The sequence below is a fragment of the Gemmatimonadota bacterium genome (genome assembly GCA_040882465.1).
Classification (GTDB): domain Bacteria; phylum Gemmatimonadota; class Gemmatimonadetes; order Longimicrobiales; family Gaopeijiaceae; genus JBBEBG01.
The window spans coordinates 44141-53679 of sequence record JBBEBG010000041.1; the positions used below are offsets into that span (position 1 = coordinate 44141).

Below are 9539 nucleotides of genomic sequence, written 5' to 3' on the forward strand. Positions count from 1 at the left end.
CGGACTCCGCGGACGCCTTCGAGCTCAGCCCGGGGGGGTCCGGCTTGCACATTTGCCGCACTCCCGGGTAGCATCGGGGTAGTCGTGTGGGCGCCTGCCCATCCATCCGATCCAAGCTCACGCCGAGCTGAAGGAATTCAAGGCCATGCGTACGATTCCCGTCTTCGCCGCGTCGCTCCTCATCGCGGCTCCCCTGGCGGCGCAAACGACCACCGACCCCTTCCCGGCGGCGATCGAGCAGACGCAGGGGGTCATCCCGGTCAACTTCCGTGAATTCGCCGCGATTCCGGACCTTGACGGCACCCCCGCGCGGATCATGACGCTCTTCACCGAGCGGGGGACGGAGCGGATCTTCGTCAGTGATATGCGGGGCCCGATCTACAGCGTGAGTTATGACGGCGCCCCGGTCGCCCAGTACGTGAACGTGAACGACCCGCAGTGGGGTGTGGGAGTCCAGTCCCAGGGGAGGGAGCGCGGGATCCAGAGCATCACCTTCCACCCTCAGTTCGCGCAGGCGGGGACGCCGGGATACGGGAAATTCTATACCTGGACGGACACCGACAATGTGGAGCCCGAGGCCGACTTTCTTCCCGCCGAGGGGGAGTCGCACCACACCGTCCTCCTCGAATGGACGGCGCGGAATCCGAGGGCGCCGACTTACGACGGCTCCGCCCCGCGCGAGCTCGCGCGCTTCCAGCAGCCCTTTTCGAATCACAACGGCGGGCATATCGCCTTCAACCCCTACGCCGCCCCGGGCGAACCCGATTTCGGGCTCCTCTACATCGGCGTCGCGGACGGGGGAAGCGGGGGTGATCCGCAGAACATGGCGCAGAACCTCGCCTCCGGATTTGGGAAGCTCTTCCGCATAGACCCCCTCGGGGACAACAGCGCAAACGGCGAGTACGGGATTCCGGCGGACAATCCCTTCGCGGGCGACAACAACCCGAATACGCTCGGCGAGATCTATGCGTACGGGATCCGAAACCCCCAGCGCTTCGGCTGGGACCCGGAGACTGGGACGATGTATCTCACCGACATCGGCCAGAACATCGTCGAAAAGATCACGACGGTTCCGAAGGGGGCGAACCTCGGGTGGAACACCTGGGAGGGGAGCTTCCGCTTCGTGAATCGCGAAGGGGTGATCACCGCGAATTCGCGGAGCGATTCGAATGTCGTGTACCCGGTGGCCGAATACGATCAGACCGATCCGATCATCCAGAACCAGGCCGCGGCGACCGGTCTCCTGATCTACCGCGACGGACCGATCGTGGCGCTGCGTGACAAGGTCCTCTGGGGCGACTCGCCGAGCGGCGAGATCTTCCACTTCGACGCCAACAATCCGCCGATGGGGGGATCCGGTCCGGTGCGCCGGGTGCTCCTGAACGACGGAGGGACGAGCAAGACCTTCCTCCAGGTCATTCAGGAGAAAAACCGGGCCCAGGGAAGGGATCCGGCGAACCGCACCGACATGCGCCTGAACGCGGGCCCGGACAATCGGGTCTTCCTCACGAACAAGTCGGACGGAGTGATCCGGGAGCTCGTGCCATGACTTTGAACGCGATCAGCCTCACGCCGAACATCACGGCGAACGACCTCGAGAAGAGCATTCAGTTCTACACGGCGGGGCTCGGCTTCGAGGTCGAGCAGCGACACGAACACGAGGGGCGGCTCGTTTACGTGAGTCTTCGCGCCGGGAACGCGTCGCTAGGGATCGGGCAGGACGACTTCGCGAAGGGGAAGGACCGGAGGAAGGGCGTCGGTCAGCGGCTCTGGATCGCGACGGAACAGGATCTCGACGCGCTTGCGGCGCGGGTGAAGGCGGCGGGAATCAAGCTCGACACGGAGCCGCAGCCTCTGGACTGGGGGGGACGGGCCTTTTCGGTCACTGACCCGGATGGATTCGCAATCAGCGTCGCGACGAGCTGAGTGGATCCCATCAGGCCAAACGGGGCCGCCCTGCCGTCAGGGACCGTTCCCAGACGCGGCTTCGAAGCGCAACACCCGTCCGTCCTGCACCAGCAGGTAGACTTCCCCGGCGCCGTCCACGCCGAACGAAGTGATGCCGCCGAGGCCCGGTGGGACGACCTCTCCGTCGTCTTCGACCGCGCCGTTTTCGTACCGGAGCGCGCGCACCCATCCGCCGCAGTAGTCCGCGTAGAGGTACCACCCGACGAGCCCCGGGATCTCCGCCCCGCGATAAACGTATCCGCCCGTCACCGAGCAGCCCCGCCCAGATCCCGATCCGTGGGAGTAAGCGAGCTTCGGTAGAGTGAGCCCCGCCTGATTGCAGGAGGCGGAGGCGTAGCAGCTTTCCCCCTCCATGATGTTCCAGCCGTAGTTCACGGCCGCCGCATCCTCGGAGACGACGTTCACCTCCTCGCGTTCTCCTTGCCCGACGTCCGCGATGTAGAGGAGCCCGGAGGGCGGATCGTGGGCGAAACGCCATGGATTCCGGAGCCCGTAAGCCCAGATCTCCGGGCGCCCCTGGGCCCCATTCGCGAAGGGGTTGCCGGGGGGGATCGAGTAGGGCGCGGCGCCGTCCAAGTCGAGGCGAAGGAGGGAGCCGAGAAGGGTCATCCGGTTCTGGCCGTTCTCCCCGGGGTCGCCGGCCCCGCCTCCGTCGCCGAGGGCGACGTAGAGGTAACCGTCGGGTCCGAAAGAGATCTGCCCGCCGTTGTGATTCGCATTGGGTTGGTTCACCCCGAGGACAAGCGAACCCGACGCGGGACTCGCCACGTCGGCGTTCCCGGAGGCCGTGTACCGCTCGATCACGCTGTGCCCGCCCGCGCCCGTATAGGAGACGTAGAAGCGCCCGTTCTGTGCGTAGTTCGTGTGGAAGGCCATCCCGAGCAGGCCCTGCTCTCCGCCCGACTGGACGGGACCCGTGATGTCGAGGAAGGGCGTCGGAAGGAGCGCCCCGTTCTTCACGATCCGGATCCGTCCCGGCTGCTCGACGATGAAGAGGCGGGCGTCCCCCGCGGGCGCGGTCAGGAAGACCGGGTCTACGAGCCCGCTCGCCACCTGAACGAGGTCGAGCTCGGGGAAATCGGGGGGGAGTTCCCCGGGGTCCGCCAGACCCTCGTCGTTACAGGCCGCCAGCGCGGCAAGGGCAAGCACGGCGAACGGAAGGGCGGTGCGCCGATGCGACGCGACCCGAGGGGGGATTCGGTTCATGCCAGCTGATACCGGCGCCATGGGGCCGAAGTTCACGCCCGGCGCCCGCGCTCCCCTCCCTTCTTCAGCCCCCCATCGGCCCGCGCAGCTTCACCGATCCTCTCTTCGCGTCCCGCACCCGGAGGTTCAGAACTTCCACCAGGATGGAGAAACCCATCGCGAAGTAGATGTACCCCTTCGGGATGTGGAGCCCCATCCCCTCCGCCACCAGCGACATCCCGATGAGGAGGAGGAAGGAGAGGGCGAGCATCTTCACCGTCGGGTGTTTTCCCACGAAATCGCCAATCGCGTCGGCGGAGAACATCATCACCCCGACGGCAAGAACGATGGCGGTGACCATGACCGCGAGGTCTTCGGCCATCCCCACGGCGGTGATCACCGAGTCGAGCGAAAAGACGATGTCGAGAAGTGCGATCTGCGTGATCACGCTTCCGAGGGTCGTCGCTGCCGCCCGCGTCCGTTGCTCTTCTCCTTCGCCCTCCAGCTTGTTGTGGATCTCGTGCGTGGCCTTCCAGAGAAGGAAGAGGCCGCCGCCGATCAGGATGAGGTCACGCCCCGAAAAACTCCGCCCCACGACGGAGAAAAGCGGCTCCACCAGACCGAGGACCCAGGCAAGGAAAAAGAGGAGGAGGATGCGCGTCCCCATGGCGAACCCCAGCCCCAGCCGCCGCGCCTTCTTCTGCTGGTCGTGGGGAAGACGATCCGCGAGGATCGTGATGAAGACGATGTTATCAATGCCGAGGACGATCTCGAGCGTCGTAAGCGTCGCGAGCGCGATCCAGGCTTCGGGGTTGGTGAGCCATTCCATCGGGGGAAGTTGGACTCCGTGTGCGCGTGGATTTCAGCGGTCCGGAGACTAATCAGCCCTTGAGGGGGCGGTCCGTCAATTGCGAAGCGAGGCCACGACCCGCGATCCGATCGCGGAGACGATCCCCTGCGTGAGGGCGTAGCTGACGAAAAGGAGCGCGTCGCTTCGCACCCACTCGGTGTCTTCGGAAAGGAGGTGTACGACTCCGATTCCGGCCGGGACGCCGAGGAGCGCGCCGATCGCGGCGCCGAGGCCGGAAGGCTCGGTGCCGCCGATCCGCCCCGCCAGCCAGGCGCCGGTCCCGGATCCGAGTGTGCTTGCGGCCAGGGCAATGCCCGCCTTCTCGAACGAACAAGCGAGCCCCTCGGAGGGACAGTCGGATTCGCTGACGATCAGAAGGCCGATGCCTCCCCCAACCGCCGATCCCACGGCCCCTCCGCCCCATTCGACGAGGAAGCGCTGACCGGTCGAGCGGGTGGAGGTCGGAGCGTCCTGGGCTAGGAGCCCGCCCGGTGTCATGGGGAGAAGGAAGGCGGCGAGGAGGATGGGGGAAGGTTTCATTTGGCGGAGTTGCCTCGGGCTTTGTTTCGACTTGCCGGCCGACGCTTCTTGCCGATGACGCCGGCGACTTCAGCGCGTGAAGCTCCCGCCGCGAAGAGCCCGCGGAGCAATAGGTCCACGCTTGCCGTAGGGTCGCTGGCTTCCATCTTTGCGACGCGAGATTGGCTGGACCTAAGGCGCTTGGCGAGCTCTGTCTGAGTGAGCCCCTGATCGGCGCGCTGTTCTCGTAGCTTCTCGCTCAGGGCGAGCTTGACCTCCACCAGCGCCACCTCATCTGGGCTGAGTTCAAGGAATTCCTCAGCGGATCCAACTTTCCACCCGGCCTTACGCAGCCTGGTTTCTTTTTGCCTATCCATCTTGACCTCCTGAAGCTTGATTGTATGCCCGCAATCGCCGCCGTGGAGCCATACGAGAGGCTTGTCATCTGGCGACATGACCTATTATATGTCAGATACGACATATAGGAGAGGGCCACCGAGACTCATGCGAAGCGAATCCCATTGCGAACGAATGGCCGAACCATCTCGGTGAAACTCGAAGTGAGCGTCTCGGGCTGCGCCGTCGCCCTTCCCGCGTCCCCTGCCAATGGGAATTGTCTCCCCCACCCCCACCCGTTCACGCGCACCTGACGAGATCCAGAACGTTTCCGCACGCAACTCCGGGGCGACGGCCCCGAGGGCGCCATAGTTTGAGCGGAGCCACATCGGCAGGGATGACCCACGACGCGGGAGGTACCGCCATGGACGCTCGGTCTCAGATCAGGTGGGAAAAGTCGCGGCGCTGGGTCGTCTTCGGAGGGGCGCTCGTCGGGTTCATGACCGTCCTCGCGGTTGCTCCCATCCTGGCCGCTCCAGGGGCTTCTTCCCCCGCGACTGTGGCCGTTCAGGCGCAGCCGACCGAGGCGGCGATCGTGGGGGCGCTCCAGGGGCTCCTGGCCGATTCGGTCGCGTCGGTGCGGCTCGCGGCGGCCGATGCGCTCGGAGACCGGGCGGCGACAGCCGCCGTCCCCGCGCTCGTGGCGGCGATGGCCGATACGCGGAGCCAGGTGCGGGAGGAGGTGGCAGAGTCGCTCGGGCAAATCGCGGATCCAGCAGCGATCCCCGTACTTGCCCAGGCGCTCTCGGATCAGAGCCGGAGCGTCGCCGAGGCCGCGGCCCGCGCGCTTGGAAGGATCCGCACGGCCGATTCGGCCGCTCGACTCGAGGACGCCCTCCTCCTCCCCCGGGACGAGCGCTTCCGGCAGGCGGTCATCCGGGCCCTCGGAGCGACGGGTCAGGCTTCGGCGGTGGAGGTGCTGGAAGGGTTCCTGCCGCTCGCGGACCGGAGACTCCGGGAGTCCATCCTCGAGTCGTTCGCGGATGCCGGGACGGGGCCCGCGCTGGCGGCGCTCCTCCGTGCGGCGGCGAGCCCGGACGCGAGTCTCCGCCTCAGCGCGGCGCAGGCGCTGGCGGGGAACTGAAGCTCCCGGGGCGCCGGCCGGCCATCGCGACCGGCGCCCGCGGGAATCCGCTCAGTCGTGCTGCGGCCGGAAGCGGTGTTCGCGGGTCACGTTCACCTCACGCCCGCAGATCGTCCCGACCACCGTGAAGGTGTCCGTCGCGGGATCGTAGCTCTCCGTCATGTTGATCTCGCAGGTGCGTGTCCGGTCGCCGACCGTGGTCGTGACGGCGCCCGTCCGCGTGTTCTGGTAGGAAAGCACCTGGCGACCATCTCCCGGCGTTTCGGGGAGTTGATGCGTGGCCGAACCTTCCGCCGTCACACTTCCGTCAATCACCACTGTGACGTCCTCGCCCCCCCGCCGGCGCGTGAAGGTGCACGCATCGTGCGTCTGGACCGTGGTCCAGCTCGTCGAGACGATGCGCGTCTCCTCATCCAGGGTGCGGGTTCGCGAGCCGGTCACGCTGTGGGAGCCGCCGGCGGGGCAGGGGCGGGTGCGATCGAGCGTATGGGGGCCGTTCAGCCCATCCGCGACCATGAGAAAAGCCCCGGTGCCGTCCGCGTCGGCCAGGAAAAGTGCGACGGATTCGGCCGCGGAGGCGGTGATGTCGCCCTCCGGGCCGGTCGAGTCGCCGCAAGCGGTAAGAAAGGCGCTGGCCACCAGGGCGAGGGCCCACGGCGTGCGGGGGATCTTCGGGTCCATCGGGGGGCTCCGGAGTTCGGGTTCGGGACGGTCAGATTTGTCTTACACCCCATTGGATGCCTTGGTGTCGTCCCAGGGTTGCCGGGGAGTCAATACCCCGGCCGCCCCGCCCCGTCTAGGTTCCGTCTACGCTGGCGGTTCGTGCGGGCGCTCACTGCATCCCTTCTGGAGAATGACGTATGGGGAAGGCGGTTTCGGAGATCTCCGACGACCTGAAGGAATTCATCCTGGCGCAGCCCCTCTACTTCGTGGCCACCGCGCCGCTCGCCCAGGGGGGCCACGTCAACCTCTCGCCGAAGGGGCTCGATACCTTTCGGGTTCTGACGCCGACGCGGGTCGCGTACCTGGACCTGACCGGGAGCGGGAACGAGACCGCGGCGCATCTCGCGGAAAACGGGCGGATCACCATCATGTTCTGCTCGACCACGGCCTCCCCCCGCATCCTGCGGCTCTTCGGACGGGGACGGGTCGTGTTGCCGGGGGATGCGGAGTGGGCCGAGCTCGTCTCGGAGTTCCCGCAGCTCTCGGGGATCCGCCAGATCATCGTGGCCGACGTGCACCGGGTGCAGACCTCGTGCGGATTCGGGGTGCCGACGATGGAGAAGCCCCGTCAGCGGGACACGCTCCTCAAGTGGGCCGACGCGAAGGGAGCGGAGGGGCTGGAGAGGTATCGGCGCGAGAAGAATGCGGTGAGTATCGATGGATTGGTGGCGCCGGGGATGGCGAGGGAGGGGGACTGAAACTATGCGGTTGCGAATGGGGGCTACGGGGACAAGACTGAGCGAATCGCCGTTCGGAGCTCAACGGTGTTGGCGGCGCACACGAGAATGGCGGGGCGGGAATGCGCAGTTATCGGAAATACGCCTTGAGCCCGACTGGCGATGAAGGTTCACTAACCGAGAGGAGGAAACTTTGGCTCTCTACCTAACGCGCTTCAGTTACACGCCGGAGACTTGGGCCAAGCTCGTGGCAAACCCCGAGGACCGGCGAAAGGCGGCCCAGTCATACATCGAGTCTATAGGAGGCCAGCTCCATGGGTTCTGGTATGCCTTCGGGACACACGATGGATACAATCTGTGGGAAGCGCCGGATAACGTATCCATGGCCGCTGTGGCGCTTTCGATTACTGGAGGCGGCGCACTTAGCTCGTTCGAGACCACCGTTCTCCTGAGCGTTGAGGACACAATCGCTGCTCTGACTAGAGCCAAGCAGATCGGCTACCGGCGCCCTGGCGCGTAAGCGGCTCGCGATGCTGCAACTGCAATGACTGTCGCGCTACACTTCGCCTGCGGACGAGGTTCATTGATAAGGGAGCAGCGGCGTACTTCCGATAACAACGCGTGTGCCGACTCCGGGCCTTCGGCCCTCCGTTGTAACCCTTCGCCTCGTCACGGTCCGTGCAGAGCACGGCCCGCGCCAAGACTCCGGGTTCGGCAACGCTGGAACGTTATACGAACCCTTCCGGCTCCTCACAGGAGTCCTCCGCGCGGGTCAGGGCATCCCTGTAGTTGAGAGCTGCTTTGCGCATGACCGTGCGTGAACGGGTGCCGAACACGATGCCGGGCGTCGGGAGAGGGCTTCTGATCCCGGAGCGCATTGGTGGAGGGGAGGGGGCGGATTGGGGTGCGGTTCATTAGTTTTGAATTATCGTTGATCCTCCGCTCCCAGGGTACCCCCATGAATCTCACGGACCGTATCACCGTCAACCCGCAGCAGTGCGGGGGTCGGCCGTGCATCCGAGGCATGCGGATTCGGGTGGTCGACGTGCTCGATTTCCTCGCCTCGGGCATGTCGCGGGAGGAGATTCTCGCGGACTACCCGGAGCTCGAATCGGAGGACATCGACGCCTGCCTTAAGTTTGCTCGTGACCGGATCGACCACCCGATCGTGGCAGCGTGAAGCTCTGGTTAGACCAGATGCTGCCCCGGAGGCTCTGCGACCCAATCCGAGCCTTGACCGGTTGCGAGACTTGGCACGTTGGTAGGGAGTTTCCCGAAGATCCTGAGATCTTCCGGGCCGCCAGGGACGGGGGCGCGGTCTTGATCACGAAGGACAGCGACTTCATTTCGTTGATCGAGCGCCTCGGCGCACCGCCCCAGGTCGTGTGGCTCAGGTGCGGAAATCTCTCCAACCGAGAACTTGAACGGCTCCTGATGGCCACGCTTCCGGATGCGATCCGATTGCTGGAGGAGGGCGAGGCCTTCGTCGAGATAGCGGGCGCGGTGGGGCCGGCTGATTCGTAAGCCGCCTCGCTGAACATACGAGCGTCGGAAGGGCTCGTATAACAACGCGTGTGCCGGCTCCGGGCCTTCGGCCCTCCGCTGCAACCCTTCGCCTTGTCACGGTCCGTGCCAGGCACGGCCCGCGCCAAGACTCAGGGTTCGGCAACGCTGGAACGTTCTATGCGAACACAGCTGGGGAATTGCCCATGCCGAAAGGTCCTACTGGATCGATCTCCGCGAAAATGCCGGCCCGCGGGGAACGCCTGTACGTGCGAATGGCTGCGTATGGAAACCCGGATGGCACCGACCCTACCGGCCCACCAAGGGAGGGTGGGGCGTACCTGTTTTCGTTTCCATTCGACATTTACATCAAGGAGAAGCTCAAGACGGTTCGCGTCCGTAGCGGGAAGAACTCCCTAACCATCTACTCGCCATTCTTGAATGGCGACAACTCTGCAATCCCGATTGTCCAGGTTCAGCCCGCGCTCCTTCCATTTGATCCCGGTGCTGGGAGTCCGGCGATCGATGCACCCGCTTGGGACGCCATTGAGTTCAAGTTTCCGGTCGGCGAGCGGACCGATGCCCTAAGAGCCCGTCAGTAAATAACCTTGCCATAACAGCTGTGGGAAGCTAT

The 9539-nt window shown here is 65.5% G+C and carries 12 protein-coding genes; 7 read left to right on the forward strand and 5 right to left on the reverse strand.

Features of this window, described 5'->3' with window-relative positions:
• Positions 1-145 precede the first annotated feature (145 nt).
• Together WEG36_16540 and WEG36_16545 are read left to right on the forward strand one after the other, a co-directional pair.
• Complete coding sequence (locus WEG36_16540) at positions 146-1549, forward strand: PQQ-dependent sugar dehydrogenase (GenBank protein MEX1259206.1); 1404 nt, start codon at positions 146-148, stop codon at positions 1547-1549.
• Entirely contained in the window at positions 1546-1926 is a 381-nt protein-coding gene (locus tag WEG36_16545; protein MEX1259207.1) for a VOC family protein, read from the forward strand. Before WEG36_16540 ends, WEG36_16545 begins: the two co-directional genes overlap by 4 nt.
• Positions 1927-1962: 36 nt before the next feature.
• Here the strand turns inward: WEG36_16545 and WEG36_16550 are convergent, their stop codons facing one another.
• From WEG36_16550 to WEG36_16565, 4 genes are all read right to left on the reverse strand, one after another.
• Positions 1963-3174 (reverse strand): PQQ-dependent sugar dehydrogenase, encoded by a 1212-nt coding sequence (locus WEG36_16550; GenBank protein ID MEX1259208.1) that lies wholly within the window; start codon positions 3172-3174, stop codon positions 1963-1965.
• Between the two features lie 64 nt (positions 3175-3238).
• Positions 3239-3982, reverse strand: coding sequence for a TerC family protein (locus tag WEG36_16555; protein MEX1259209.1), 744 nt, complete (start codon positions 3980-3982; stop codon positions 3239-3241).
• Positions 3983-4057: 75 nt separating this feature from the next.
• A complete protein-coding gene (locus tag WEG36_16560) occupies positions 4058-4543 on the reverse strand; it encodes a hypothetical protein (GenBank protein MEX1259210.1) in 486 nt (161 codons plus the stop codon).
• A complete protein-coding gene (locus WEG36_16565; GenBank protein ID MEX1259211.1) occupies positions 4540-4899 on the reverse strand; it encodes a helix-turn-helix transcriptional regulator in 360 nt (119 codons plus the stop codon). Before WEG36_16565 ends, WEG36_16560 begins: the two co-directional genes overlap by 4 nt.
• Positions 4900-5282: 383 nt before the next feature.
• Between WEG36_16565 and WEG36_16570 the strand changes: the two genes are divergently transcribed.
• Entirely contained in the window at positions 5283-6002 is a 720-nt protein-coding gene (locus WEG36_16570) for a HEAT repeat domain-containing protein (GenBank protein MEX1259212.1), read from the forward strand.
• Positions 6003-6053: 51 nt separating this feature from the next.
• Here the strand turns inward: WEG36_16570 and WEG36_16575 are convergent, their stop codons facing one another.
• Complete coding sequence (locus tag WEG36_16575; GenBank protein MEX1259213.1) at positions 6054-6683, reverse strand: hypothetical protein; 630 nt, start codon at positions 6681-6683, stop codon at positions 6054-6056.
• Between the two features lie 179 nt (positions 6684-6862).
• Between WEG36_16575 and WEG36_16580 the strand changes: the two genes are divergently transcribed.
• From WEG36_16580 to WEG36_16595, 4 genes are all read left to right on the forward strand, one after another.
• Positions 6863-7423 carry a pyridoxamine 5'-phosphate oxidase family protein gene (locus WEG36_16580; GenBank protein ID MEX1259214.1) on the forward strand — a complete coding sequence of 187 codons (561 nt, stop codon included), beginning with the start codon at positions 6863-6865 and terminating at the stop codon, positions 7421-7423.
• 172 nt (positions 7424-7595) lie between these two features.
• Positions 7596-7922, forward strand: a complete 327-nt coding sequence (locus WEG36_16585) for a GYD domain-containing protein (GenBank protein ID MEX1259215.1) — start codon at positions 7596-7598, stop codon at positions 7920-7922.
• A 438-nt stretch (positions 7923-8360) separates the two neighbouring features.
• Positions 8361-8582, forward strand: a complete 222-nt coding sequence (locus tag WEG36_16590) for a DUF433 domain-containing protein (protein ID MEX1259216.1) — start codon at positions 8361-8363, stop codon at positions 8580-8582.
• Positions 8579-8926, forward strand: a complete 348-nt coding sequence (locus tag WEG36_16595; protein ID MEX1259217.1) for a DUF5615 family PIN-like protein — start codon at positions 8579-8581, stop codon at positions 8924-8926. Before WEG36_16590 ends, WEG36_16595 begins: the two co-directional genes overlap by 4 nt.
• The last annotated feature ends 613 nt before the right edge of the window (positions 8927-9539 follow it).

Bases quoted from the DNA above. Each gene is read 5' to 3' on its own strand.
- WEG36_16540 (MEX1259206.1), top strand. From the start codon at position 146: ATGCGTACGATTCCCGTCTTCGCCGCGTCGCTCCTCATCGCGGCTCCC.
- WEG36_16545 (MEX1259207.1), top strand. From the start codon at position 1,546: ATGACTTTGAACGCGATCAGCCTCACGCCGAACATCACGGCGAACGAC.
- WEG36_16560 (MEX1259210.1), bottom strand. From the start codon at position 4,543: ATGAAACCTTCCCCCATCCTCCTCGCCGCCTTCCTTCTCCCCATGACA.
- WEG36_16565 (MEX1259211.1), bottom strand. From the start codon at position 4,899: ATGGATAGGCAAAAAGAAACCAGGCTGCGTAAGGCCGGGTGGAAAGTT.
- WEG36_16550 (MEX1259208.1), bottom strand. From the start codon at position 3,174: ATGAACCGAATCCCCCCTCGGGTCGCGTCGCATCGGCGCACCGCCCTT.
- WEG36_16555 (MEX1259209.1), bottom strand. From the start codon at position 3,982: ATGGAATGGCTCACCAACCCCGAAGCCTGGATCGCGCTCGCGACGCTT.
- WEG36_16590 (MEX1259216.1), top strand. From the start codon at position 8,361: ATGAATCTCACGGACCGTATCACCGTCAACCCGCAGCAGTGCGGGGGT.
- WEG36_16575 (MEX1259213.1), bottom strand. From the start codon at position 6,683: ATGGACCCGAAGATCCCCCGCACGCCGTGGGCCCTCGCCCTGGTGGCC.
- WEG36_16570 (MEX1259212.1), top strand. From the start codon at position 5,283: ATGGACGCTCGGTCTCAGATCAGGTGGGAAAAGTCGCGGCGCTGGGTC.
- WEG36_16580 (MEX1259214.1), top strand. From the start codon at position 6,863: ATGGGGAAGGCGGTTTCGGAGATCTCCGACGACCTGAAGGAATTCATC.